The sequence below is a fragment of the Achromobacter animicus genome (genome assembly GCF_902859585.1).
GTDB lineage: Bacteria > Pseudomonadota > Gammaproteobacteria > Burkholderiales > Burkholderiaceae_B > Achromobacter > Achromobacter animicus.
Window position 1 is genome coordinate 92,838 of sequence record NZ_CADIJM010000013.1, and the last position, 24,918, is coordinate 117,755.

The following is a 24,918-nucleotide window of genomic DNA, read 5'->3' on the forward strand; positions in this document are numbered from 1 at the left end:
TGCGCCAGTTTTACCGCGTCGGGAGCTGTGCCGTAAACCGATAGCCGCTGCCGCGGACCGTTTCCACGTGCGCGTCATGGCCGCTGGGTTCCAGGGCCTTGCGCAGGCGGCGGATGTGCACGTCGACCGTGCGTTCTTCCACGAAGACGTGGTCGCCCCACACCTGATCCAGCAGCTGCGAGCGCGAGAACACGCGCTCCGGGTGCGTCATGAAGAAGTGGAGCAGACGGAATTCGGTGGGGCCGATCTGCAGGGACTGGCTGTTGCCCGACAGGCGATGCGTCACCGGATCGAGCTTCAGGCCGCCGACGTCGATGACGTCGTCCGTCAGCTGCGGCGCGCGGCGGCGCAGCACGGCCTTGATGCGGGCCATCAGTTCCTTGGGCGAGAAGGGCTTGGTGATGTAATCGTCGGCGCCGGCCTCCAGGCCGTCCACCTTGTCCTGCTCGGAGCCCTTGGCGGTCAGCATGATGACCGGGACGGCGCGGGTGCGCTCGTCGTTGCGCAGCTTGCGCGCCATGGCCAGGCCGGAGGTTCCCGGGAGCATCCAATCCAGCAGGATCAGATCGGGAAGCTCGGCGCGGATCAGCGTCTGGGCCTGGTCGGCGTCGAAGGCGCGCAGCACCTTGTGGCCAGCGAAGGACAGGTTGACGGCGATCAGTTCCTGGATGGCGGGTTCGTCTTCGACGACGAGGATGGTGCTGGACATATCGAATTGGGCACACTTCTGAGCGCCGGCGCGGCGCGAACATTGCGATAGTATGGCCGCAATATTTCAGGTATGTGACCGCAGCGCGTCATTCGGCGGGTCCGGCACGCCGCAGGCGCGCGCCCGATAGGCTACCATTGACCGATATATCGGGAATTCACCATGCAAAACCCCTCCGAATCGCAACAATCCGCCGGTTCCGGCTCGACCTCCACGCACTTCGGCTTCCAATCGGTCCCCGAAGGCGAAAAGGCCCGCAAGGTCGCCGAAGTCTTCCATTCAGTCGCCCAGCGCTACGACGTCATGAACGATTTCATGTCGGCGGGCCTGCATCGCGTCTGGAAGGCCTTCACCATCGGCCGCGCCGCCATCCGCCCCGGCATGAAGGTGCTGGACATCGCCGGCGGCACGGGCGATCTGGCGCGCGCCTTCGCCAAGCGTGCCGGCCCCACGGGCGAGGTCTGGCTGACCGACATCAACGATTCCATGCTGCGCGTGGGCCGCGACCGTCTCACTGACGCCGGCCTGCTGGTGCCCACCGCCGTCTGCGACGCCGAGCGCCTGCCGTTCCCCACCGGTTACTTCGACCGCGTCAGCGTGGCCTTCGGTCTGCGCAACATGACCCACAAGGACCGCGCCCTGGCCGAAATGACCCGCGTGCTCAAGCCGGGCGGCAAGCTGCTCGTCCTGGAGTTCTCGCGCATCGCCAAGCCGCTGTCGCCCGCGTACGACTGGTATTCGTTCAACGTCCTGCCGTGGCTGGGCAAGAAGATCGCCAAGGACGAGGCCAGCTATCGCTATCTGGCCGAATCCATCCGCATGCACCCCGACCAGGAGACGCTGGCCGACATGCTGCGCACCGCCGGCCTGGAGCGGGTGCAATATTTCAACCTGACAGCGGGCATCGCCGCGCTGCACGAAGGCGTCCGTCTGGGCTGACGCCCGGCGACCACGGCGGATTTCGCCGTCCCGCGGGGAACTTGTGGGGCGGCGGCTTGTCCGTTATTCTTACGCCATTCAGATTACTGTAAGAAAAGTCGCGCAGATGGTCTCGCGTATTGCGAGGCCCTCCCGTTGCTCGGGGCAGCGGGGGCGCGAGTACGAGGGAGCAAATCTATGTCCAAATTCTGTCTTTCGCGCTTTGTCGCGGCAGCGCTCATCGCCGTTTCGGGCGCTGCGCTGGTGACGGCGTCGTTTGACGCCGAAGCCCGTCGCGCCGGCGGCGGCGCCAGCGTGGGCCGTCAATCCTCCAATGTCACGACGCAGCGCCAGGCCACCACGCCGCCGGCTGCCAACAGCAACACCGCGGGCGCCACCGCCGCGCCGGCAGCCGCCGGTGCCGCAACGGCCGGCGCAGCGGGCGCCGCCGCCAAGAGCGGCGCTTCTCGTTGGTTGGGCCCCATCGCCGGCATCGCCGCCGGTCTGGGTATCGCCGCGCTGCTCTCCAGCATGGGCCTGTCGGGCGCATTCCTGGAATTCCTGTCGTCCGCGCTGCTGATCGCCGCTGTCGTCTTTGCCGTCATGTTCATCATCCGCCGCCTGCGCGGCGCCGGTCCGCGCACTGCCACCCAGGGCGCATTTGGCGGCAACAACAACGCCTCGGGCCAGCAGCAACAGCAGCCGATGTGGCGTGAAGCGCTGAAGCCCGGCGCCGCCGCGCCTGCAGCCGCCGCACCGGTGGCCGCCGCTCCCATCGAGCCGCCGGCCGTCCTGCCCAAGGCGGGCGATGACAACAACTGGTTCGTGCCGGGCGATTTCGACACGCCGGCCTTCCTGAAGCAAGCCAAGGAACAGTTCGTCCGCATCCAGGCCGTCTGGGACAGCGGCAGCACCGACGGTCTGCGTGAATTCCTGACCGACGACCTGATCACCGAACTCAAGCCGCAACTGGCCGAGCGCGGCGCGGCGCCCAACAAGACCGAAGTGGTCCTGCTGAACGCCGAGATGCTGGGCATCGAAACCGTCTCCGACGGTCACCTGGCCAGCGTGCGCTTCTCCGGCATGCTGCGCGAGGCCCCGGGCGCCGAAGCTTTCCGCTTCGAAGAAGTCTGGAACCTGTTCAAGCCGGCCAATGGCGGCTGGTTGCTGGCCGGCATCCAGCAGATCCCGGTGGAACACGCCAGCTAAACCCTGGCGGTCCGGCTCGACCGGCCCTCTGCCGCGGACGCCGTCACGGCGTCCGCATGAACCGGCCCCCAAAGGGCCGGTTTTTCCATGTGCCTTCCGCAAAACAGGCTCCCATCTAACCCGTTACACTCCCGATTTACCCATCAACTTCGGCAAGCCCTCCCGGGTCCTTGCAACCGCTCATGCTGCCTTTTTCGTTCCTGCCCACCCCCAAGCGCCTGGCCGTCAGCGCCCTCAACGCCCTGTTGCGGCGTGAGGACTGGGCGCGCGAACGCCTGGCGCGGCATGCCGGCAAGACGGTGCGTTTCGTCATGGGCGGCTTCACGCTGGGTCTGTCGATTGACAGCGACGGACTGGCGGACCAGGCCGATCCGGCCGTGGTGCCCGATGTCACGCTGACCGTGTCGCCAGACAAGCTGCCGTTGCCGCGTCTGGGCGCGGGGCACGACAAGCCCGATTTCGCCGAGGCTACGCATATATCTGGCGACGCGGCGCTGGCGCAGGTGGTCGCAGATCTGTCCAAGCAATTGCGGTTCGACCCCGAAGACGCGCTTGCCCGTGTGGTGGGCGACATCGCCGCGCTGCGCATCGTGGGCGGCGCGCGCGCGGTGGCCGGCGGGGCTCGCAATGCGGGTCAGCGGCTGGCCGAGAATGTTTCTGAATACCTGTCCGAAGAAAGCGGTGTTCTGGCGGGCCGCCCGGCCCTGGAGCAATGGCGCCTGGACCTGGCCGAACTTAACGCGCGCGCGGATGCGCTGGCGCGATCGGCGGCTGCGCTGCAAACCCGCCTGGCCTCGGCCGGCGCAAAGCGGGGCGCCTGATCCATGTTCCCCTTGCTGCGCCTCTTTCGCATCATCGTCGTCTCGCTGCGCTACGGCCTGGACGAACTTGTCCTATCCAGCCTGAATCATCCGCTGGCCACGTGCCTGCTGCGCGTCATGCGCCTGGGCACGCGTCCGCGCTCGCCGCGCGGGCAGCGCCTGCGTCTGGCGTTGGAATCGCTGGGTCCCATCTTTGTGAAGTTCGGGCAGGTGCTGTCCACCCGCCGGGACCTGATCCCCGCCGACATCGCCAACGAACTGGCGTTGCTGCAGGACCGTGTGCCCCCGTTCCCGTCCGCCCAGGCGGCTGCCTGCATCGAGGCGGCGCTGGGTGCACCGCCCGAAAAGCTGTTCGCGCAGTTCGACGTAGACCCGGTGGCGTCGGCGTCCATTGCGCAGGTCCACTTCGCGGTGCTGCACGATGGCCGCGAGGTCGCCGTGAAGGTGCTGCGTCCGGGCATGCTCAGCATTATCGAAAAGGACATGTCGCTCTTGAAGGTCGTGGCGCGCATCATCGAGCGCCTGGGCGCCGATGGCCGCCGCCTGAAGCCGCGCGAGGTTGTCGCGGAGTTCGACAAGTACCTGCACGACGAGCTGGACCTGGTGCGCGAGGCCTCCAATTGCAGCCAGCTGCGACGCAATTTCGGCCCGGAATCCGGCCGCGGCGACATGCTGATCGTGCCCGAGGTGATCTGGGAATACACGGCTTCCACCGTGTTCACGATGCAGCGCATGTACGGCATGCCCGTGGGCCAGGTCGAGCGCATGCGCGAAGCCGGCATCGACATTCCTACGTTGGCGCGCACGGGCGTGGAGATCTTCTTTACGCAGGTGTTCACCGACGGCTTCTTCCATGCGGACATGCACCCGGGCAACATCTACGTGTCGGACCGCCCCGGCACGCTGGGCAGCTATATCGCGCTGGACTTCGGCATCGTGGGCTCGCTGTCCGAGTTCGACAAGAATTACCTGGCGCAGAATTTCCTGGCCTTCTTCCATCGTGACTATCGCCGCGTGGCGCAACTGCATATCGAATCGGGCTGGGTGCCGCCGGATACGCGCGAGGAAGAACTGGAGGGCGCGGTGCGCGCCGTCTGCGAACCGTATTTTGACCGGCCGCTGTCGGAGATCTCGCTGGGGCAGGTGCTGCTGCGGCTCTTCCAGACCTCGCGCCGTTTCAACGTTGAAATCCAGCCGCAGCTGGTCCTGTTGCAGAAGACCCTGCTGAACGTCGAGGGACTGGGCCGTCAGCTCGATCCCAACCTCGATCTCTGGAAGACCGCAAAACCCTATCTGGAACGCTGGATGCGTCAGCGTGTCGGATTCCAGGGCTTGCGGAAAAGCCTGGAAAAAGAGGCCGTGCAGTGGTCGCAAATGCTGCCCGCCCTGCCCAGGCTGGTCCATGACCATCTGAGCCGACCCAATGTCTCGCCCGCGATGCTGGCCGAGATGATGCAGTTACGCCGCGCACAAGAGCAGAACAACCGGCTGGTTGCAGCGCTGGTTGGCGTGCTGGCGCTGGCAGTCGGGGTCGCGATATGGGCGTTGACCCGATAGGCGGCGCGATGATCTAGACCTTACTGTCATGTTTCATTCATGAAACGGTCATCATAGCTTCGCGGGAGACGGCGAAAAATAGCGCTGCGCAAAGTGGCATGCAGCGCCCGAGCCTATAAGAACGCGCGCGCCATTCATCAATTTTCATAGCCCCACTAGCGGGACGAATACAAGGGCAGAATATGCTTTATCCAGAACTCTTCAAGACCATGGAAGCCGTGCGATGGAACATGGCGCACGATATTCCGTGGGGCGATTTCGACCGCAGCAAGCTCTCGGACGAACAAGCCCACACGATCAAGATGAACGCCATCACGGAGTGGGCGGCGCTGCCGGCCACCGAGATGTTCCTGCGCGACAACCGCGGTGACAGTGATTTCTGCGCGTTCATGTCGGTCTGGTTCTTTGAAGAGCAAAAGCATTCGCTGGTGCTGATCGAGTATCTGCGCCGCTTCTGCCCGGACCTGGTGCCGACCGAGGAAGAGCTGCACAACGTGCGCTTTGAATTCGACAAGGCCCCTGAACTTGAAACGCTGATGCTGCACTTCTGCGGCGAGGTCCGCCTGAACCACTGGTACCGCCGCGCCGCCGAATGGCACACGGAACCGGTGATCAAGGCGATCTACAAGACGGTGGCGCAGGACGAGGCGCGCCACGCGGGCGCCTATCTGCAATACATGCGCCGCGCATTGCATGATCGCGGACAGGACACGAGCGCAGAGGCGCGTCTGGCGTTCTCGAAGATCGGGGTGCTGATGGCGTCGGCGGGCCGCACGCAGCAGGCGCTGCATCCGACGAATCTGCACGTGAACAAGGATCTGTTCCCGAACGATACGGTGCAGTCGCGCCTGCCGGAGCCGGGCTGGCTGGAGCACTGGCTGGATACGCAGATCCGCTTTGACGGGGTGTGGGAGCAGAAGGTGGCGACGCGGATTCTGCACATTCTGTCGAAGCTGATGGACCGCAGCTTCGAGACGGTGAAGGATCTGAACCGCTACCGGAAGGAAGTGTCGGCGCTGATCGTGCCGAAGGACAAAGAGATCATCCTGGGCGGCGCCTGATCCCTCCTATAATCGCCGCATGCCTGCCGCCCGCTTCGAATCCAAGGTCCTGTCCCGCGACGAACTCGTCGCTGCCGTTGCCGCTGGCCGCTATCCGCGGCCGCTGGTGTTTACGAACGGGGTGTTCGACATCCTGCATCGCGGGCATGCGACTTATCTGGATCAGGCGGCGCAGTTGGGGGCGACGTTGATTGTCGCCGTGAATACGGATGAGTCGGTGCGGCGGCTGGGTAAGGGTTCGGAGCGTCCGCTAAATCGCATGGAAGATCGGGCGGCGTTGCTGGCGGCGTTGGGTTTCGTGACCGTAGTCACGTCCTTCCATGAAGACACGCCTGAGGCGCTGATCGGAGAGATCAAGCCCGATCTGATCGTCAAGGGTGGCGATTACGATATGGAGACGTTGCCGGAGACTGCGCTGGTGAAGACCTGGGGCGGACGTGCCGTTGCGATTCCTTTTGAGTTTGAGCGGTCTACGACGGCGTTGGTGAAGAAGATTCAGGGCGGGTGAATTTGCTTTGGATTGTGTAGCGGATGAATGGAAGGCGGCCCCTTGATGGCCGTCTTTTCTTTTGGCCGCTAACGGATCGTATGTCGCGCCGGGGATCTTCGTAGGTCGCCCGGCGCCGCGGTCACCGTGGGCACGATCGCCCACGATTGCGGTCCGGAGCCTTCGCTCCGGACTGCCCCGTTGTCATCCTCGTCCGCCTTCGGCTCCCTACGGATTCCCTCGGGCGCATCGACGGCGCTCGCGCCCACGGTGACCGCGACACCGTGCTGCCAGGGTCTTTAGTTTGCGCGCTGCAAGACCTGTGGTCTGGGCAGGAGATCTGCGGGGCCGCAGATTGCTGCCGCCCGGGCGGCGGCAATCGGCATCGAGGCGGTGGGGCGTCGTGGCGGTGTGCGCTCGCGCGCTGGTGGGGGGCGGGGCGATCAGGTGTTGACACCCGCCGAGATCAAAATTAGGTGTCTGACACCCGTAGAGAGGATCTTCCGTTCCAGACAGTGCACCAAGGGTGTCAGACACTGGTCGCAGCAGCGGAAACGCCCTCAGCGCGCCGGACGCAGCAGCCGGTTGATCGCTTCCAGGTCCGATTCCGCCAGGATGCCGCTGGTGGCCTTCAGGCGCAGGCTGGAAAGTACTGTGCTGTAGCGGGCCAGGGCCAGGTCGCGTTGGGTGGCGTAGAGCTGTTGCTGGGCGTTCAGGACGTCCAGGTTGATGCGCACGCCGACTTCGTAGCCGGTGCGGTTGGCTTCTACCGCGGCGCGGCTGGATTTTTCGCCGGCTTCCAGGGCCTGGATGCGGGCCAGGCCACTGGTGACGCCGGTGTAGTACTGGCGGGTGGCCTGGACGGCCTGGCGGCGGGCGGTTTCGTAGTCGTAGCGCGCCTTCTGTTCCAGTTCGACCTTTTCCGTGACCTGCGAGGACACGCCGCCGCCGGAGTACAGGGGGATGGAGAGGACCACGCCGATGGTGTTGTCGATGGGCTTGCCGGGGGCGGCGTTGCGCATGACGGCGTCGCTGGCGCTGCCGCTGGTGGCGCGCAGGTTCAGGGTGGGGTAGTGGCCGCTCTTGGCGATCTGGATTTCGCGGCCGGCGATGCGGGTCAGCAATTGCGCGCGCAGGACTTCGAGGCTGGAGGTTTCGGCCTGGTTGCTCCAGTCGGCGATGCGGGCGGGCTGGGGGGCGGGCAGTTGCACGCCGTAGGGCAGTTCGGCCAGGGCGCCGGGCTGCGTGCCGATGATCTTGGCGAGTTCGTCGCGGCGCACTTCCAGGTCGTTCTGCAGGCGCAGTTCCTGGGCGACGACGAGGTCGTAGCGCGACTGGGCCTCGTAGGTGTCGGTGATGGTGGCGTTGCCGAGTTCGAAGTTGCGCTTGGCGGATTCAAGCTGGCCGGCGACGGCGGTTTTTTCGGCTTCGGTGGCGGTCAGGGTGTCCTGGGCGTACAGGACGTTGAAGTAGGCGTCGGCGACGCGCAGCAAGAGGTCTTGGTAGGCCTGCTGGAGTTGCACTTCGACGTCGGCGACGATGAGCTTGGATTGCTCGAAGTTCTGCCAGCGGCCCCAGTCGAAGAGCGGCTGGGTGAGCGCCAGGTCCCACACGCCGCGGCCGCCGCTGTAGGCGTAGGACAGGCCGCGGGTGCTGCGGGTTTCCTGGTAGGCGCCGCCGGCTTCGGCGGTGATCAGGGGCAGCAGCAGGGCGCGGGCCTGGGGTTCTTTTTCGAGGCCGGCGCGGTAGTTGGCGCGCGCGGCGGCGTAGGTGGGGTCATTGCCCAGCGCGGCCTGCCAGACCTGGACCAGGTTCTGGGCGGACGCGGTCAGCGGGCCGGCACTTGCGGCGCAGGTGAAAACCAGTAAAGCCGTAAGTGAGCGGACGCGCATGATCTTTCAACGATACGCCGGGCCGCCGGACGTGACGCCGGCCCCATGGGGGCCGGGCAAAAGGCGGCGAGGTCGCGGAGTTAGAACTTGAACTGCGACACCGTGACGCCGCGCAACGGCTTGATGACCGTTTCGAAGAGCTTGACGGTTTCGAAGCTGGCGGCGGTGGTGCGGGTGATGCGACAGGCGGTCATGATGGGGGCTTGGCCAACCACCACGACAAGGCGGCCGCCCACGCGCAGCTGGTACTTCAGCGCGTCCGGCACGACCGGCACGGAACCGGTGACCAGGATGGCGTCGTATTCGGTGGAGCCCCAGCCATTGCGGGCGTCGCCGGTTTCGACCTTGACGTTGGTGACGTTGTTCATCTGCAGGTTCTGCTGCGCGAAGGTCACCAGGCGGCTGTCGATCTCGACGGAGGTGACTTGTTGCGCCAGGTAGCCCAAGAGGGCGGCCTGATAGCCGGAACCCGTGCCGATTTCCAGCACGCAGTCGGACTTGGTCAGCAGCAGTTCTTGCGCGAGGCGTGCTTCGACCTTGGGGGCGAGCATGTTCTCGCGGGTGTTGACCGCGTTGATCTCGAGCGGCAGCTCCAGGTCGGAAAACGCCAGGCCACGCAGGGCCGGCGGAACGAATTGTTCGCGGCGCACATCGAACAGCGCTTGCAGCACGTTGGCGTCCAGGACGTCCCACGGGCGGATCTGCTGTTCCACCATATTGAAGCGGGCTTGTTCTACGTCGGGCAGGGTCGAAGCGTTCATGACGGTCAGAAAAAACAGAGGAATCAACGGGCCATTGTACCGATTCGTAGCGTCCTGTGACGGCGCGCCCGTGCGGCAGATGTTTCAGGCGCGGCGCGGAGCCCGGAAAAGCAGACGGCGCCCCGTGGGGCGCCGTTGAGCTCAGCCGGAAAGGGGCGTTACCACCAGCCGTGGAAATGGTGGACCGGGCCGTGGCCCGAGCCGACCGACAGGCGCTCGGCGTGGCGGATGGCTTCAGTCAGGTAGGCCTTGGCGCGTTTGGCGGATTCCGGTACGTCCCCGATTTGTGGCAGCAGCGCCGCCAGCGCGGCCGACAGCGTGCAGCCGGTGCCGTGCGTGTTGGCGGTGTCGATACGGTGGCCGGGCAGTTCGATCATGCGGTCGCCGTCATGCAGCAGGTCGATGGTTTCGCTGCCGGGCAGGTGGCCGCCCTTGACGAGCACCCAGCGTTCGCCGGAATGCGCCAGCTTGTTGCGCAGGCGCTCGGCGACGCGCCGCATTTCCTTGACGGTCTCGACGGGGCGCTCTTCGAGCAGCACGCCGGCTTCGGGAAGATTGGGCGTGAGCAGGGTGGTCAGGGGCAGCATGGCTTCGCGCATGGCGCCGACGGCATCGTTCTCGAGCAGCAGGTCGCCGCTCTTGGCGACCATGACCGGGTCCAGCACGATGTGCGCGGGCGTCCATTTGGCGAGCTTTTCGGCCACGACCTCGATGACGGGGCGCTGGCCCAGCATGCCGATCTTGACCGCGTCGATGCGCACGTCGGTGAACAGGGTGTCGATCTGCAGGCCGACGAAGGCGGGCGGCACCGGCGAGATGCCGGTCACGCCCTGCGTGTTCTGCGCGGTGAGCGCGGCGATGATGGCGCAGCCGTAGGCGCCCAGCGCGCTCATGGCCTTGACGTCGGCCAGGATGCCGGCGCCGCCGGACGGGTCGACGCCGGCGATGGTCAGCGCGTTGGGGATCGGACGGCCGCTGGCGGCCGGCTGGCGGGAATTCATTTCGCGGGACCGCCGGTGATCAGGCCTTCGGTGGGCGAGCTGGGCGCGCCGCTGTACAGCTTCTTGGGCATGCGGCCGGCCAGGAAGGCCTCGCGGCCGCTTTCCACGCCCTTCTTCATGGCGCTGGCCATCAGGATGGGGTCGCGCGCGCCGGCGATGGCGGTGTTCATCAGCACGGCGTCGCAGCCCAGTTCCATGGCGATGGCGGCGTCGGACGCGGTGCCCACGCCGGCATCGACCACGACCGGCACGCGGGCCTGGTCGATGATGAGGCGCAGGTTCCAGGGATTCAGGATGCCCATGCCGGAGCCGATCAGCGAGGCCAGCGGCATGACGGCCACGGCGCCCATGTCTTCCAGCATGCGGCACTGGATGGGATCGTCGGTGCAATAGACCATGACCTTGAAGCCTTCATCGACCAGCGTCTTGGTGGCCTTGAGGGTTTCGGGCATGTTGGGGAACAGCGTGTGCGGGTCGCCCAGCACTTCGAGCTTCACGAGGTCGTGGCCGTCCAGCAGTTCGCGGGCCAGGCGCAGCGTGCGCACGGCGTCGTCGGCGGTGTAGCAGCCGGCCGTGTTGGGCAGCAGCGTGAATTTCGAGGTGGGAACGTAGTCCAGCAGGTTCGGCTCGCCGGCGTTCTGGCCGATGTTGGTGCGGCGGATGGCGACGGTGACGATTTCCGTGCCGCTGGCGTCCAGGGCCGCGCGGGTCTGTTCGAAGTCCTTGTACTTGCCGGTTCCGACGAGCAGGCGCGACGAGTAGGCGCGGCCGGCGATGGTGAGAGTGTCTTGTGTGGTCATGGCGGTGCTTCAAAGGGCGGGCGCGCACGATGCGAGGCCCGCGGGGGACTGGCTGACTGATGCCGAATGATAAAGCAGTCCGCCGGACGGCAGGGCCGGGCACTGGCCCGCGCGTTCCACTATTTGCGGATCGCGCGCGTCAGCGCACCCGGTCCAGGTCGGCGCAGAGGGTCTCGGCCGCGTCGATCAGGCGGGGGCCTGGCCGGTAGAGCGCGTCGGCGTCGACGCCGTAGACATGGCCCTGGCGCGCCGCCGGCAGGCCCATTTCCTGCCACGCGGCCAGGTTCCTGGCCGTGTCCTCCGGGCGCGAGACGCCGGCCAGCACGGCCTCGGGCCGGGCCGCCAGCACGCCTTCCAGCGTGACTTGCGGGGCCACGATGGGCGCCTGGCCGAAGACGTTGACGCCGCCGCACAGCCGCAGCGCGTCGCTGACGATGCTGGTGTCGTTCAGGGTGTAGATGGGGTCCAGGCCGGCCTGGACGAAGACGCGCACCGGGCGGCGGCCGGCATAGCGCGCCTTCAGGGCATCCAGCCGGGCGCGCATGTCCTGCGCGGCGGCCTGCGCCACGGGCTCGGTGCCGAACAGCTGGCCCATGCGCTCGACGGCGCCGGGGATGGCGGCGAGCGTCAGCGGATCGCTGTAGAAGACGGGCACGCCCAGCTTGTCCATCACGCGCGTCAGCGGTTCGGCGGCGGACGGTTGCCAGGCGATAAGAAGATCGGGCCGGGCGGCGGCAACGCGCTCGGCGTCCGGCTGCGTGCCGTCGCCGATGACGGGCAGCGCGCGCGCCGCGGCCGGATAGTCGCTGCCGAGGACGGTGCCGACGATGTATCCGCCCGCGCCGGCGGCGTAGATGAGTTCGGTGACATGGGGCGCCAGCGTGACGGCGCGCCGGGCGGGGGCATCCAGCGTGACGGTGCGGCCGCGGTCGTCCTGGACCTGGATGGCGGGGGCGCCGTGGGACAGCCGCGGAGACAGCGCCAGGGTCAATGCCACCATCGGCACCAATGTCAGCACAAATGTCGGCATCAACCCTGACGCCGACGTCAGGGTCAGCTTCAGCGCAACATCGGCAGTCGTCAGGACGCGTCGAAAGGTCATGCAGCGGCTCCGTCGGGTGGGCACAGATGTAGAAAAGGGCCTGCGCAGACCCTGAGCCTCAACAAAGGCTCAGACCGGCAGGCCCAGTCCGCAAGGCGGCAATCAGTAGCGTAGCGTGAGCGACGCGTAGAAGTTGCGGCCGGGGGCGGGGTACAGGCTGTAGTTGGCGACGGGGCCCAGCATCTCGAACGAGGCGTTGCCGCCGCGGATGCCGTACGTGGCGTACTGGCGGTCGAAGATGTTGTTCACGCCCACCGCGCCTTCGATGTTGCGGGTGAACTTGTACGCGACCTTGGTGTTGAACAGCACGTAGGCGTCCAGTTCCTTGTCGAACTGGTTGGCCTGGTCGTTGTCCATGCGCGACTTGCCCACGTATTGCGCCGACACGTTCCACAGGAACGCATCGGTGGGGCGCCAGGTCACGCCGGCGTTGGCCAGCCACTTGGGCGCCAGCGGCACGGTCTTGCCGGCCAGGTCGACGCCGGCGTAGGTGCCGGAGCGGAACTGCGCTTCCATCCAGGTCAGGTTGGCGTCCACGGTGACGCTGCTGGACAGCGCGGTGTGGCCTTCAAGCTCGATGCCCTGGCGGCGGGTCGGATCCAGGTTGGTGTTGGCGCCCGTGCCCGGGCCCCACAGGCCGTCGGCCAGCGGGTTGTACTGGATCTCGTTGGTCAGGTCGTAGTGGAAGTACGACAGGCGCGCGCTGCTGCTGGCCGACTGCCAGGTGACGCCGATTTCCTTGTCGGTGGACGTCTGCGGGGCCAGCGGCGACTGGACCGACAGCAGTTCGTCGGCGTTGGGCAGGCGGAAGCTGCGGCCGACCTTGCCGTACAGGCCGAAGCCGCCGGACAGGTCCTGGCGCACGCCCAACTGCCACGCGGTCAGGTGGTGGCTGCGGTCGGACGGCGTGCCCGAGCCCGAAATCACTTCCAGGTCGTCGGACGCGTACTGGCGGCGCACGCCCGCCGTGATGTAGGTGCTGTCGGTGGCGCGGATCTGGCCTTCGGCAAACAGGCCGTACTGATGCTGGCGCGACTGCCACTTCGACGGTTCGAAGTCGTAGTAGGCGTTCTGGTCGGCGGTGGTCTTGGCTTCCTGCGCATCGGCGCCGAAGACGACGCTGTGGCCGCCGTTGATCGGCAGGCGGTAGCGCACGCTGGCGATGTTCTCTTCCAGCTTCTGGTCGCGCAGCGTGTCGCCGAAGCCGTCATAGGTCAGGCCGCTGAGCTTCTTCTCGCGGGTCGACAGGTCCGAATACAGCACGCCGGCGCCGATGGCCTGCTCAAGTTGCAGACCAAACGTGGTGGTCGTGGTCTTGACGTAATCGACGTCGTTCTTCGAGCCGCGCGGATCGTCCTGGAATTCGTTCACGCCCGTGAACGGGTTGATCGTGCGCGGGCCGGGCAGTTCCAGCTTCTGCGTGGTGGTGCGGCCGTACAGGCGAATCGAGCCGTCGTTGTGGCGGAAGGTGATGCCGCCGCCGCCGCCTTCGCGGCGCTCGCCGCTGTTGTCGCGGTAGCCGTCGCTGTGCAGCGACTGCATGTAGGCGTCAACGCCCACCTTCTCGTTGTTCATCGCGACCGCGGCGTCGTACTGGCGCAGGCCGTAGCTGCCGAACGTGGCGGTGGCGCGGGCGGTGACCGGTTCCTTGGCAAAGTCGGAGCGGGTGATGATGTTGATCACGCCGCCGGTGGTGCCGCCGCCGTACTGCACGGAGCCGCTGCCACGCACGATTTCGATGCGTTCGACCTGATCCAGCGGCACCACGCCCAGGCTGGGCGCCGACAGGTCGTTGGTGTTCTGCTTGACGCCGTCGATCAGGATCAGCGTGTTGCTGGCGCCGGTGATGCCGAAGCCGCGCAGGTCGACGATGGCGTTATCGCTGGAGCTGGTGGTGTTGATCAGGTTGATGCCGGCCTGCGTGGACAGTAGGTCCTGCATGGTGCGCGCGCTGCTGGCCGCGATGTCCTCGGCGGTGATCACCGAGATCGACACCGGCAGCGTGCGGCCGTCGGTGGGCACGCGCTGGGCGGTGACGGTGATGCTGTCGAGTTCGGACGTGGCGGGAGCGGTTTGCTGGGCGGCGGCGATGGCCGGAGCGGAACAGAGCAGGGCGCCGGCATAGCGCCGGATGGAGCGGGCTTTCATCTACAAGACCTCGGTGCAGCCCGCGACCCCGCAGGCCATTCACGATGGGAAGGATGCCGGCGCGCCGGGCGAGCCGAAAGGCCGCGTGGCGGGAAACAGGCATCCTGACGAGCGAACAGGCCGGTATCGGGCTGCCATGGGCGCCAGGCGCGCATGGGGACCGTTGCGGGGGCAGCACAGGCTGGACGGGCGGCGCTGCGGCGGCCTTGCGGGCGGCGCGGCACTGCGGGGGCGTCTTCCTGTTTCCCGTTTATCTTTCGCTCGCGGCGGGCAAGTGTTGCGTGCTTGCCCAACCTGATGCGCCGAAAGCACCGGTTCGGGGCCGAAACTGTATCACCGTGAGGCGCGCGAAGGCCCATTTTGTTACGATCAGGGCTTGTTTTTTCGGCGTTTTTCGCGTTTTAGCCACATCCGCGCTGCCGTGGCCAACCTAATCCGGACCTGATCGTGTCGTATCCCCGCCTGCCGTACCCTCCCGAAGCCTATACCCGCGGCGGCGACTTTGCCCGCCTGCTGGGCAAGCGCATCCTGATCCTGGACGGCGCCATGGGCACCATGATCCAGCGCTACAAGCTGGGCGAAGCGGACTTCCGCGGCGAGCGCTTTGCCGAGCACGGCAAGGACGTGAAAGGCAACAACGAACTGCTGTCGCTGGTGCGGCCAGACGTCATCTCCGAGATCCACCGCCAGTACCTGGACGCGGGCGCCGACGTCATCGAGACCAACACCTTCGGCGCCACCACGATCGCCCAGGGTGACTACGACCTGCCCGAACTGGCCTACGAGCTGAACCTGGTGTCGGCGCAGCTCGCGCGCGAAGCCTGTGATGCCTACAGCACGCCCGACAAGCCGCGCTTCGTGGCGGGCGCGCTGGGCCCGCAGCCCAAGACGGCTTCCATTTCGCCGGACGTGAACGACCCGGGCGCGCGTAACGTCACGTTCGACGAACTGCGTGTCGCCTATATCGAGCAACTGAACGGCCTGCTCGACGGCGGCATCGACATCGTCCTGATCGAAACCATTTTCGACACGCTGAACGCCAAGGCCGCCATCTTCGCGACCGAGGAAGTGTTCGAGGAACGCGGCATCCGCCTGCCGGTGATGATCTCAGGCACGGTGACCGACGCGTCCGGCCGTATCCTGTCCGGTCAGACGGTCGAGGCCTTCTGGAACTCGGTGCGCCACGCGCGTCCCGTCACCATCGGCCTGAATTGCGCGCTGGGCGCGGCGCTGATGCGCCCCTACGTGGCCGAGCTGTCCAAGATCTGCGACACCTACGTCTGCGTGTATCCCAACGCCGGCCTGCCCAACCCCATGGCCGAGACCGGCTTTGACGAGACCCCGGCCGACACCTCGGCGCTGCTCGAAGAATTTGCGCGCGCGGGCCTGGTGAACATGTCGGGCGGCTGCTGCGGCACCACGCCGGACCACATCCGCGCGATTGCCGAGAAGGTCACGGCGCTGACGCCGCGCGTCGTGCCCGAGATCGCCGTCAAGACCCGCCTGTCGGGCCTGGAGCCGCTGAACATCGACGAAGACACGCTGTTCGTCAACGTGGGCGAACGCACCAACGTGACGGGCAGCAAGATGTTCGCGCGCCTGATCCGCGAAGAGAAATACGACGAGGCGCTGGCCGTGGCCCGCCAGCAGGTCGAGAACGGCGCGCAGATCATCGACATCAACATGGACGAGGCCATGCTGGATTCGGTGGCCTGCATGCACCGCTTCCTGAACCTGATCGCGTCCGAGCCCGACATCGCGCGCGTGCCGGTCATGATCGACAGCTCGAAGTGGGAAGTCATCGAGACCGGCCTGAAGTGCGTGCAGGGCAAGGCGGTGGTGAACTCGATCTCCATGAAGGAAGGGCTGGAGCCCTTCCGCCATCACGCCCGCCTCTGCCGCCGCTATGGCGCAGCGGTGGTGGTGATGGCGTTCGATGAACTCGGCCAGGCCGACACACTGGAGCGCCGCAAGGAAATCTGCGGCCGCGCCTACAAGATCCTGGTCGAGGAAGAAGGCTTCCCGCCGGAAGACATCATCTTCGACCCGAACGTCTTCGCGGTCGCCACCGGCATCGACGAGCACAACCACTACGCCGTGGACTTCATCGAAGGCACGCGCTGGATCCGCGAGAACCTGCCGCACGCGCGCATCTCGGGCGGCGTGTCCAACGTTAGCTTCTCGTTCCGCGGCAACGAGCCGATGCGCGAGGCCATCCACACCGTGTTCCTGTATTACGCGGTCAAGGAAGGCATGACGATGGGCATCGTCAACGCCGGCCAGCTGGGCGTGTACGCAGACCTGGACGCCAAGCTGCGCGATCTGGTGGAAGACGTGGTGCTGGACCGGCCGGAACCCGTCGGCAAGACCGAAGCCGACGACGAGCGCACGCCCACCGAACGCCTGGTGCAGTTTGCCGACAGCGTGAAGGGCAGCGGCGCCAAGAAGGAAGAAGACCTGGCCTGGCGCAATGCCGAGGTTGAGCAGCGCCTGTCGCACGCGCTGGTCCACGGCATCACGGCCTTCATCGTGGAAGACACCGAAGAGGTGCGCCAGAAGATCGCAGCGCGCGGCGGCCGTCCCATCGAAGTGATCGAAGGCCCGCTGATGGACGGCATGAACGTCGTCGGCGACCTGTTCGGCGAAGGCAAGATGTTCCTGCCGCAGGTGGTGAAATCCGCCCGCGTCATGAAGCAGGCCGTGGCGCACCTGATTCCGTTCATCGAGGAAGAAAAGCGCCAGATCGCGGCCGCGGGCGGCGACGTGCGCGCCAAGGGCAAGATCGTCATCGCCACCGTGAAGGGCGACGTGCACGACATCGGCAAGAACATCGTGTCGGTGGTCCTGCAGTGCAACAACTTCGAAGTCGTGAACATGGGCGTGATGGTGCCCTGCGCGCAGATCCTTGAGAAAGCCAAGGAAGAGAACGCCGATATCGTCGGCCTGTCCGGCCTGATCACGCCCAGCCTGGAAGAGATGGCGTACGTGGCGTCGGAAATGCAGCGCGACGAGTACTTCCGCAGCCGCAAGGTGCCGCTCATGATCGGCGGCGCCACCACCAGCCGCGTGCACACCGCCGTCAAGATCGCGCCCAATTACGAAGGCCCGGTGATCTACGTGCCCGACGCCAGCCGGTCGGTGGGCGTGGCCACCAACCTGATGTCCGACCAGTCGGAAGCCTACCTGACGGAACTGGCCGAAGAGTACGAAGACGTGCGCCGCCGCCATGCCAACCGCAAGGCGACGCCGATCCTGCCGCTGGCCGAGGCGCGCGCCTCGCGTCCGGCGATCGACTGGGACAACTACACGCCGCCACGCCCCAAGTTCATCGGCCGCCGCACGTTCAAGAGCTACGATCTGGCCGAAATCGCGAAGTATGTGGACTGGGGCCCGTTCTTCCAGACCTGGAGCCTCTTCGGCCCGTACCCCGCCATCCTGCAAGACAAGGTGGTGGGCGAGCAGGCGCGCAAGGTCTTTGCGGACGGCCAGGCCATGATGAAGCGCATCGTTGAAGGCCGCTGGCTCACCGCCAATGGCGTCGTGGGCTTCTATCCCGCCAACACCGTCAACGACGAGGACATCGAGGTCTATAAGGACGAGACGCGCAGCGAAGTGCTGTTCACGTACCGCAACCTGCGCCAGCAGGGCGCCAAGCGCGAGGGCGTCAGCAACAAGTCGCTGTCCGACTTCATCGCGCCCAAGTCCAGCGGCAAGGTCGATTACATCGGCATGTTCGCCGTCACAGCCGGTTTGGGCATCGAAAAGAAGGAAGCGGAATTCGAGAAGGCGCTGGACGACTATTCCAGCATCATGCTCAAGTCGCTGGCGGACCGCCTGGCCGAAGCCTTCGCCGAATGCCTGCATGCGCGCGTGCGCCAGGACCTGTGGGGCTACGCGCCCGACGAGGCCCTGTCCAACGAAGACATGATTGCCGAGAAGTACGTGGGCATCCGCCCGGCGCCGGGCTACCCGGCCTGCCCGGAACACGTCGTGAAGACCGACATGTTCCGCGTGCTGGACGGTGAGGACATCGGCATGATGCTGACGGACAGCTACGCGATGTACCCGGCGTCCAGCGTGTCGGGCTTTTACTTCAGCCACCCGCAGTCGCAGTACTTCAATGTGGGCGTCATCGGCGAAGACCAGCTCGAAGACTACGCCCGCCGCAGCGGCCGCAGCATCGAAGACCTGAAGCGCACGCTGGCGCCCAACCTGGGCTGACGCGGCTGACTGCCGCGAAAGCCCAGGCTGAGGCTAAGGTTGGACCCGGGGCGCAGCGATGCGCCCCAATATCTTTTCGATGGCCACGCCGATCGCGAGCACCTTGCGGTCCTCGCCCGGCAGGCCGTCGATCTCCAATCCCACCGGCAGGCCTTGATTCGACAGCCCGGCCGGCACGCTCAGGCCAGGCAGGCCGGCGTTGCTGCCGGGATCCACGTTGCGCGCCAGGCGAGCAAAGGTTTCGAAACTGCTGGCTTCGGGCGTGGACGCGGGCGGTGGCACCGGCACGGTCGGAAACAGCAGGCCGTCCAGCGCGTGTTCCTTGAAGGCGCGGCGATAGACGTCGATGAGCTCACGCCGGCCGCCGGCGGTGGCCTGTTCATACAGCGGTTGCAACGGCAGGAGCTGGCCGTCCGGTGTGGGCAGCACGCCCGGCACGATCAGGTTGTCGAAAATGCCCTTCACGTCGGGGCTGGAAATCTGCGCGACTACCTCATCAAAGCTCACCCCCACGTGATAACGCGCCAGATAGGCCGTCAGATCGGGCTTCTGCTCGAACAGGCATAGCGGCATGCCGACCGCCGCGTTGGCGGCGGGCAGGTCGGGCATGTCCATGTCCACCAGCGTCACCCCGGCGGCACGCAGTGTGTTCAAGGCGGCTTCTGAAACCGCCTGCACGTCGGGATCGAGGTCGGCCCAGAAGTACGCGGCCAGGCCCAGGCGAATGCCTTCGGGCGGCAGGGGCGCCAGCGGCTCGGTCTGGCCCGTGAGGATCGCATCCAGCAGCACGATATCGGCCATGCCATTGGCGATGGGTCCGGGTGTGTCGCGCGTGTGGGAAATGGGGGTGATGCCCGAGCCGTCGTAGCGGCCCACGGTGGCGCGGAATCCGGCGGCGCCGTTCACCGAAGCGGGCAGGCGCACCGAGGCGCCAGTGTCGGTGCCCAGCGCGGCGGGCGCCAGCCGCGCGCCCACCGCCGCGCCGCTGCCGGACGACGAGCCGCCAGCGATCAGGCGCGCGTCGTAGGCGTTGCGCGTGCCATCGCCATCCGGGCCGGGGAAGGCGGTGTTGAAGCCGGACACGCCGAACGCCAGTTCATGCATGTTGGTCTTGCCCAGGATGACGGCGCCGGCCTCGCGCAGCCGCTGCACGACGGGCGCGTCCTCGGCGGGGCGGAAGTCTTTCAGCGCTGGTGTGCCAGCGGTGTTCGGCAGCCCCGCGACGTGGATGTTGTCCTTGATGGCGACGGGCACGCCGCCCAGCGGGCCGTGGCCGGGCGCCGCATCGTAGGCGCGCGCCTGCGCCAGCGCGCCGTCGCGGTCGACCGTGATGAACGCGTTCAGGTCCTGGCGGGCGTCGATGCGGTCCAGGCAGGCTTGCGTCAGCGCAACGCTGGTGAGGCGGCCCTCGCGGATGTGTGCTGCCGCCTCGGTGACGGTCAGGTCCGCCAGATTGGCGGGCAAGGGCTGGTCGGTCGTGCTGGGCATGTCGCTTTCCTTGGCTGTCGTTCGATCCGTATCTATACAGGGGCCGCGCGGGGGCTGTCGAGGGGCGATCCGGCGGTTGTCCGGGCGTTGTCCGAGCGTTGCCGGTCGGCGCGTAGTGGAAAACCACGATGGCGGAAATTGGTGGACCAAATACGATTTGGTCAGACCAATTTGAGGCGCCATGACGTTGCATTCGCTCTCCAAGCCCGAAGTCCCCGCCGGCCGTGTCGCACCAGACCGCGGTTACTTGCGGTTGGCCGCGCAGATCCATGCGCTGGTGGCGCAGGGGGAATTTGCCGCGGGCCAGCGGCTGCCGGCCGAGCGCGCGCTGGCCGAGCGCTTCGACGTCAGCCGCACGTCCGTGCGCGAGGCCATCATTGCGCTGGAGCTGCAGGGCGTGGTGGAAGTGCGCGGCGGCTCGGGCATCTATGTCTGCGAACCGGACGCGAACCGTCCGTCCGCGATGCCGGAGGCGGGCGCCGGCCCCTTCGAGCTCCTTCGCGCCCGCTGCCTGATTGAATCCGAGATCGCCGCGCTGGCGGCCACCACCCGCACTGACGCGGACCTGGACCGCATCTTCGAGGCGCTGACGGCCATGCGCGACCGGATGACGGACAAGGACGCCAATGCCGAGGCCGACCGCCGCTTTCACCTGTGCATTGCCCAGTCCACCGGCAACAGCGTGCTGCTGGCCACGGTGACGTCGATGTGGGATCAGGCCCGGGGGCCGGTCTGGGAAAAGATGGAACAGCATTTCCATACGCAGGCCTTGCGCCAGGCGTCGCAGGCCGATCACCAGCGCATCTTCGGCGCGCTGGTGGCCCGCGACGCGCAGGAGGCGCGGCAGGCGATGCGCGATCACCTGGAACGGGTGATCGGCGAATTTGCACAGGGGTGGCGCTGATGCTGAACTGCATGATCCACGGGGCGCAGGACCTGCGCCTGGACACCTCGGACGCGCAGCCTTTGGGGCCGTCGCAGGTGCGCGTCGGCGTCAAGGCCGTGGGCATCTGCGGATCCGACCTGCATTACTACCGGCACGGCCGGGTGGGCGATTTTGTCATCCGTGAACCGCTGACGCCGGGCCACGAGGCGTCCGGGCAGGTGCTGGAGGTGGGCGCGGACGTGACGGCGGTCAGGCCCGGCGACCGCGTGGCGCTGGATCCGGCGCGCACCTGCGGCGTGTGCCGCTATTGCCGGCAGGGCGATTCGAATCATTGCGAGTCGGTGCATTTCTTCGGCAGCGCCAGCCGCTTTCCGCACATGCAGGGCGCGATGCGCGAAGAGGTGGTGGTCGATGCGCGGCAGTGTGTGCCCGTGCCGGATTCGCTGTCGTTTGAACTGGCTGCGTTTGGCGAGCCGCTGGCCGTCGCCCTGCATGCGGTGCGCAGCGCGGGATCGTTGCTGGGCAAGACGGCCATGGTGGTCGGCGCGGGTCCGATCGGCGCGTTGATCCTGATGGCCGCGCGCCTGGCGGGCGCCAGCCGGGTCATCGTGGTGGATATCGTGGACCAGACACTGGCGGCGTGCGCCCGGGTGGGCGCCACGCAAACCATCAACGCGGCCACGGATCCGGCCGCCCTGGACGCGCTGGCCGCGAACAAGGGCACGGTGGACGTGTGTTTCGAGGCGTCGGGCAGCTATGCCGGCCTGGCAAGCTGCCTGCGCGCGGCGCGTCCGCGTGGCGTTGTCGTGACGGTGGGAACGCTGTCCGGCAGCAGCGCGGATTGCCCATTCAACCAGATCATGGTCAAGAGCCTGTCGTGCATCGGCAGCTTCCGTTTTGTGGACGAATACGCGATGGCCGTGGATTGCCTGGCCCGCGGCCTGGTGGATGTGTCGCCGCTGCTGACGGCGGCGGTGCCCGTTGCGCGCGTGCATGACGCCTTTGCGCTGGCGGGCGATCGCAACCAGGCGATGAAGGTGATGGTGACGTTCTGATCCTGCGGCCGCGTTGTGCGGCTGTCCCTTTCCTGTAGCCGGAAGTCCAAGATGAAGATTACGAATGCACGCGTGATTGTCTGTTCTCCGGGCCGCAACTTCGTGACCCTGAAGATCGAAACCGACCAGGGCCTGACCGGCATTGGCGATGCGACGCTGAACGGGCGCGAACTGGCGGTGGCCGCCTACCTGACCGAGCACGTCATCCCCTGCCTGATCGGGCGCGACGCGCATCAGATCGAGGACATCTGGCAGTACCTGTACAAGGGCGCGTACTGGCGGCGCGGGCCGGTCACGATGACCGCGATCGCCGGCGTGGACACCGCGCTGTGGGACCTGAAGGCCAAGGCCGCCGGCCTGCCGCTGTATCAGCTGCTGGGCGGCAAGAGCCGTAGCGGCGTGATGGTCTACGGCCACGCCAACGGCTCGGACATTGAGCACACGGTCGACGAGGTGCTGCGCTACGCCGACATGGGCTATCGCGCCATCCGCGCGCAGAGCGGCGTGCCGGGGCTGGAAAAGGTCTATGGCGTGGGCCGTGGCACGCTGTTCTACGAGCCCGCCGATGCCGACCTGCCCAGCGAGCACGACTGGTCCACCGAAAAATATCTGCGCCACGCGCCGCAACTCTTCGAGCGCATCCGCGAGAAGCTGGGCTTCGAGCACCATCTGCTGCACGACGTGCATCACCGCCTGACGCCCATCGAGGCCGCGCGGCTGGGCAAGTCGCTGGAGCCCTACAGCCTGTTCTGGATGGAGGACGCCACGCCCGCCGAGAACCAGGAGGCCTTCCGGCTGATCCGCCAGCACACCACCACGCCGCTGGCGGTGGGCGAAATCTTCAACACGATCTGGGACTGCAAGGACCTGGTGCAGAACCAGCTCATCGATTACATCCGCACCACGGTCGTTCACGCGGGCGGCATCACGCATCTGCGGCGCATTGCCGATATGGCGTCGCTGTATCAAGTGCGCACCGGCTGCCATGGCGCCACGGATCTGTCGCCGGTCTGCATGGGGGCGGCGCTGCACTTCGACCTGTGGGTGCCCAATTTCGGCATTCAGGAATACATGCGGCATACCGACGAGACCGATGCCGTGTTTCCCCACTCCTATACGTTCGAACAGGGCATGCTGTATCCGGGCGAGGCGCCGGGCCACGGCGTGGATATCGACGAGAAGCTGGCGGCGCGATATCCGTATCAGCGCGCGTATCTGCCCGTGAACCGGCTGCAGCACGACGGCACGCTATGGAACTGGTAGGCGAAGGCGGCCGGCTGAACGCGGGTGCGCTGGACGGCCTGCCCGCGCAGGTGGCGCGGCCGGGATATGACCGGGACGCGCTCGGCATCGGCATCGTGCATCTGGGCCTGGGCGCATTCGCGCGTGCGCATCTGGCGGCGGTGAACGATGCGGCGCTGCGCGCCGGAGCCGGGCTGGACTGGGGCATTTGCGGCGTCTCGCTGCGCCACGCCGACACGCGCGATGCGCTGGCGCCGCAGGACGGCCTGTATGCGCTGGCGCTGCGCGATGCCGATGGCAGCGGCGCGTCGCGGCAGCGTGTGGGTGTCATCGGCTGCCTGCTTGAAACGCTGGTGGCGCCCGAGGACCCGCAGGTCGTGCTGGCGCGCATCGCGGCCGCCGGCACGCGCATCGTCAGCATCACGGTCACCGAGAAGGGCTATTTCCATGATCCCGCCAGCGGCAGGCTGAATCTGGATCATCCCGACGTCGTGCATGACCTCGCGAATCCCGAGTCGCCGTGTGGCGTCATCGGTTTTGTCGTGCACGGCCTGCAACGCCGCCGCGCGATGGGCCTGCCGCCGATCACGGTCATGTCGCTCGACAACCTGCCCGCCAACGGCCACTTGCTGCGGGCGCTGGTGCTGACGTTCGCGGCGCGCGTCGATCCGGCGTTGGCGGACTGGATTGCATCGGCGTGCGCGTTTCCCTGCTCGATGGTCGACCGCATCGTGCCGCGCACGACGGACGTGGATCGGCACGAGATCGCGGCGGCATTGGGCGTGCGCGATGCGTGGCCGGTGGTGGCCGAGCCCTATCTGGAATGGGTTGTCGAAGACCGCTTCGCGGCGGGCCGGCCGGACTGGACCGCGGGCGGTGCGCGTTTCGTGATGGACGCCGCGCCGTTCGAGACGCTGAAACTGCGCATGGTCAACGGCGCGCATTCGGCGCTGGCGTATCTGTCGGTGATGGCGGGGTGGGCCACCGTGGACGAGGCGATGGCCCGGCCCGGCATGCGGCGGTTCCTGGGCGCGCTGATGGGCCAGGAGATCGAACCGACGCTGCCGCCGTTGCCGGGGCTGGATATCGAGAAGTACCGGCAAGGCCTGTTGCAGCGATTCGCCAATCCGGCGCTCAGGCACCAGACGCGGCAGATTGCGATGGACGGCTCACAGAAATTGCCGCAGCGGCTGCTGGGGACGGTGCGCGACCGGCTGGCGGCGGATGCGCCGATGCCGGGTCTGGCGTTGGCGGTGGCCGGGTGGCTGCTTTTCCTGCGCGGACAGGATGAGGCCGGGCGTGTCTATGAGGTCCAGGACCCGTTGGCCGAAGCGCTGGCGCATCGGTATGAGCAGGCCGAACGGGCGGCGGAGCAGGCGGGCGAGGGGCCCGCGGCGATGCTGGCGTGGGCGGGCGTCATGACGGGGTATGAGCCGGTGTTCGGTGACCTCGGCCAGGAGCCGCGGTTTGTGCGGGCGGTGGGCGCGGCTGCGCAGTTGCTGCGCAGCCTGGGCGTGGTGGGGGCGCTGGCCGCGATGGAGCCGTCGAGAGTGGACTGAT

Annotated in this window: 19 protein-coding genes; 11 read left to right on the forward strand and 8 right to left on the reverse strand. The window is 66.9% G+C overall.

The annotated features are described in order from the left end of the window. Positions 1-10: 10 nt before the first annotated feature. Positions 11-709 carry a phosphate regulon transcriptional regulator PhoB gene (phoB, locus tag HV681_RS22935; RefSeq protein ID WP_006227196.1) on the reverse strand — a complete coding sequence of 233 codons (699 nt, stop codon included), beginning with the start codon at positions 707-709 and terminating at the stop codon, positions 11-13. Positions 710-871: 162 nt separating this feature from the next. On the opposite strand from phoB, the gene ubiE reads away from it, so the two are divergent. From ubiE to rfaE2, 6 genes are all read left to right on the forward strand, one after another. Continuing rightward, on the forward strand, positions 872-1,648 hold the full coding sequence (gene ubiE / locus HV681_RS22940; RefSeq protein ID WP_056564732.1) for a bifunctional demethylmenaquinone methyltransferase/2-methoxy-6-polyprenyl-1,4-benzoquinol methylase UbiE: 777 nt from the start codon (positions 872-874) through the stop codon (positions 1,646-1,648). A 177-nt stretch (positions 1,649-1,825) separates the two neighbouring features. Then, positions 1,826-2,836, forward strand: coding sequence for a Tim44 domain-containing protein (locus HV681_RS22945; RefSeq protein WP_175125160.1), 1,011 nt, complete (start codon positions 1,826-1,828; stop codon positions 2,834-2,836). Between the two features lie 182 nt (positions 2,837-3,018). After that, entirely contained in the window at positions 3,019-3,657 is a 639-nt protein-coding gene (locus HV681_RS22950) for a ubiquinone biosynthesis accessory factor UbiJ (protein WP_175125161.1), read from the forward strand. Positions 3,658-3,660: 3 nt separating this feature from the next. Beyond that, a complete protein-coding gene (ubiB, locus tag HV681_RS22955) occupies positions 3,661-5,214 on the forward strand; it encodes a ubiquinone biosynthesis regulatory protein kinase UbiB (protein ID WP_175125162.1) in 1,554 nt (517 codons plus the stop codon). Positions 5,215-5,396: 182 nt separating this feature from the next. Beyond that, a complete protein-coding gene (locus HV681_RS22960) occupies positions 5,397-6,275 on the forward strand; it encodes a ferritin family protein (protein WP_175125163.1) in 879 nt (292 codons plus the stop codon). A gap of 19 nt (positions 6,276-6,294) precedes the next feature. After that, complete coding sequence (rfaE2, locus tag HV681_RS22965) at positions 6,295-6,783, forward strand: D-glycero-beta-D-manno-heptose 1-phosphate adenylyltransferase (protein ID WP_175125164.1); 489 nt, start codon at positions 6,295-6,297, stop codon at positions 6,781-6,783. Between the two features lie 539 nt (positions 6,784-7,322). Here rfaE2 and HV681_RS22970 read toward each other — a convergent pair. The 6 genes from HV681_RS22970 to HV681_RS22995 form a co-directional block, all read right to left on the reverse strand. Then, entirely contained in the window at positions 7,323-8,654 is a 1,332-nt protein-coding gene (locus HV681_RS22970; protein WP_175125165.1) for a TolC family outer membrane protein, read from the reverse strand. An 80-nt stretch (positions 8,655-8,734) separates the two neighbouring features. Beyond that, complete coding sequence (locus tag HV681_RS22975) at positions 8,735-9,415, reverse strand: protein-L-isoaspartate O-methyltransferase family protein (RefSeq protein ID WP_056327622.1); 681 nt, start codon at positions 9,413-9,415, stop codon at positions 8,735-8,737. A 158-nt stretch (positions 9,416-9,573) separates the two neighbouring features. Then, on the reverse strand, positions 9,574-10,416 hold the full coding sequence (gene thiD, locus HV681_RS22980) for a bifunctional hydroxymethylpyrimidine kinase/phosphomethylpyrimidine kinase (protein ID WP_175125166.1): 843 nt from the start codon (positions 10,414-10,416) through the stop codon (positions 9,574-9,576). Beyond that, positions 10,413-11,216: a thiazole synthase gene (locus tag HV681_RS22985; protein ID WP_175125167.1), complete on the reverse strand. Its 804-nt coding sequence runs from the start codon at positions 11,214-11,216 to the stop codon at positions 10,413-10,415. The genes thiD and HV681_RS22985 overlap by 4 nt, the downstream gene beginning before the upstream one ends. A 139-nt stretch (positions 11,217-11,355) precedes the next feature. Beyond that, on the reverse strand, positions 11,356-12,216 hold the full coding sequence (locus tag HV681_RS22990; RefSeq protein WP_175125185.1) for a cobalamin-binding protein: 861 nt from the start codon (positions 12,214-12,216) through the stop codon (positions 11,356-11,358). Positions 12,217-12,420: 204 nt separating this feature from the next. Next, complete coding sequence (locus HV681_RS22995) at positions 12,421-14,466, reverse strand: TonB-dependent receptor (RefSeq protein ID WP_175125168.1); 2,046 nt, start codon at positions 14,464-14,466, stop codon at positions 12,421-12,423. Positions 14,467-14,913: 447 nt separating this feature from the next. Here HV681_RS22995 and metH point away from each other — a divergent pair, with 447 nt between their 5' ends. After that, on the forward strand, positions 14,914-18,687 hold the full coding sequence (gene metH, locus HV681_RS23000) for a methionine synthase (RefSeq protein WP_175125169.1): 3,774 nt from the start codon (positions 14,914-14,916) through the stop codon (positions 18,685-18,687). A gap of 33 nt (positions 18,688-18,720) precedes the next feature. On the opposite strand, the gene iaaH is transcribed toward metH, so the two are convergent. Next, the gene (iaaH, locus tag HV681_RS23005; RefSeq protein ID WP_175125170.1) at positions 18,721-20,175 is read right to left on the reverse strand and encodes an indoleacetamide hydrolase; all 1,455 of its coding nucleotides are present in this window, start codon (positions 20,173-20,175) and stop codon (positions 18,721-18,723) included. 181 nt (positions 20,176-20,356) lie between these two features. On the opposite strand from iaaH, the gene HV681_RS23010 reads away from it, so the two are divergent. From HV681_RS23010 to HV681_RS23025, 4 genes are read left to right on the forward strand one after another with little or no spacing between them, the layout of a single operon-like run. Next, positions 20,357-21,079 (forward strand): FadR/GntR family transcriptional regulator, encoded by a 723-nt coding sequence (locus HV681_RS23010; RefSeq protein WP_175125171.1) that lies wholly within the window; start codon positions 20,357-20,359, stop codon positions 21,077-21,079. Further along, complete coding sequence (locus HV681_RS23015) at positions 21,079-22,116, forward strand: L-idonate 5-dehydrogenase (protein WP_175125172.1); 1,038 nt, start codon at positions 21,079-21,081, stop codon at positions 22,114-22,116. The genes HV681_RS23010 and HV681_RS23015 overlap by 1 nt, the downstream gene beginning before the upstream one ends. 51 nt (positions 22,117-22,167) lie before the next feature. Continuing rightward, complete coding sequence (gene manD / locus HV681_RS23020) at positions 22,168-23,379, forward strand: D-mannonate dehydratase ManD (RefSeq protein WP_175125173.1); 1,212 nt, start codon at positions 22,168-22,170, stop codon at positions 23,377-23,379. Then, positions 23,367-24,917 carry a mannitol dehydrogenase family protein gene (locus HV681_RS23025; RefSeq protein ID WP_175125174.1) on the forward strand — a complete coding sequence of 517 codons (1,551 nt, stop codon included), beginning with the start codon at positions 23,367-23,369 and terminating at the stop codon, positions 24,915-24,917. Before manD ends, HV681_RS23025 begins: the two co-directional genes overlap by 13 nt. Position 24,918 lies beyond the last annotated feature (1 nt).

What these genes read in the sequence shown, in the direction of transcription:
- phoB (WP_006227196.1), bottom strand. Translation starts at nt 709, where the DNA reads ATGTCCAGCACCATCCTCGTCGTCGAAGACGAACCCGCCATCCAGGAA.
- ubiE (WP_056564732.1), top strand. Translation starts at nt 872, where the DNA reads ATGCAAAACCCCTCCGAATCGCAACAATCCGCCGGTTCCGGCTCGACC.
- HV681_RS22945 (WP_175125160.1), top strand. Translation starts at nt 1,826, where the DNA reads ATGTCCAAATTCTGTCTTTCGCGCTTTGTCGCGGCAGCGCTCATCGCC.
- HV681_RS22950 (WP_175125161.1), top strand. Translation starts at nt 3,019, where the DNA reads ATGCTGCCTTTTTCGTTCCTGCCCACCCCCAAGCGCCTGGCCGTCAGC.
- ubiB (WP_175125162.1), top strand. Translation starts at nt 3,661, where the DNA reads ATGTTCCCCTTGCTGCGCCTCTTTCGCATCATCGTCGTCTCGCTGCGC.
- HV681_RS22960 (WP_175125163.1), top strand. Translation starts at nt 5,397, where the DNA reads ATGCTTTATCCAGAACTCTTCAAGACCATGGAAGCCGTGCGATGGAAC.
- rfaE2 (WP_175125164.1), top strand. Translation starts at nt 6,295, where the DNA reads ATGCCTGCCGCCCGCTTCGAATCCAAGGTCCTGTCCCGCGACGAACTC.
- HV681_RS22970 (WP_175125165.1), bottom strand. Translation starts at nt 8,654, where the DNA reads ATGCGCGTCCGCTCACTTACGGCTTTACTGGTTTTCACCTGCGCCGCA.
- HV681_RS22975 (WP_056327622.1), bottom strand. Translation starts at nt 9,415, where the DNA reads ATGAACGCTTCGACCCTGCCCGACGTAGAACAAGCCCGCTTCAATATG.
- thiD (WP_175125166.1), bottom strand. Translation starts at nt 10,416, where the DNA reads ATGAATTCCCGCCAGCCGGCCGCCAGCGGCCGTCCGATCCCCAACGCG.
- HV681_RS22985 (WP_175125167.1), bottom strand. Translation starts at nt 11,216, where the DNA reads ATGACCACACAAGACACTCTCACCATCGCCGGCCGCGCCTACTCGTCG.
- HV681_RS22990 (WP_175125185.1), bottom strand. Translation starts at nt 12,216, where the DNA reads ATGGTGGCATTGACCCTGGCGCTGTCTCCGCGGCTGTCCCACGGCGCC.
- HV681_RS22995 (WP_175125168.1), bottom strand. Translation starts at nt 14,466, where the DNA reads ATGAAAGCCCGCTCCATCCGGCGCTATGCCGGCGCCCTGCTCTGTTCC.
- iaaH (WP_175125170.1), bottom strand. Translation starts at nt 20,175, where the DNA reads ATGCCCAGCACGACCGACCAGCCCTTGCCCGCCAATCTGGCGGACCTG.
- HV681_RS23010 (WP_175125171.1), top strand. Translation starts at nt 20,357, where the DNA reads ATGACGTTGCATTCGCTCTCCAAGCCCGAAGTCCCCGCCGGCCGTGTC.
- HV681_RS23015 (WP_175125172.1), top strand. Translation starts at nt 21,079, where the DNA reads ATGCTGAACTGCATGATCCACGGGGCGCAGGACCTGCGCCTGGACACC.
- manD (WP_175125173.1), top strand. Translation starts at nt 22,168, where the DNA reads ATGAAGATTACGAATGCACGCGTGATTGTCTGTTCTCCGGGCCGCAAC.
- HV681_RS23025 (WP_175125174.1), top strand. Translation starts at nt 23,367, where the DNA reads ATGGAACTGGTAGGCGAAGGCGGCCGGCTGAACGCGGGTGCGCTGGAC.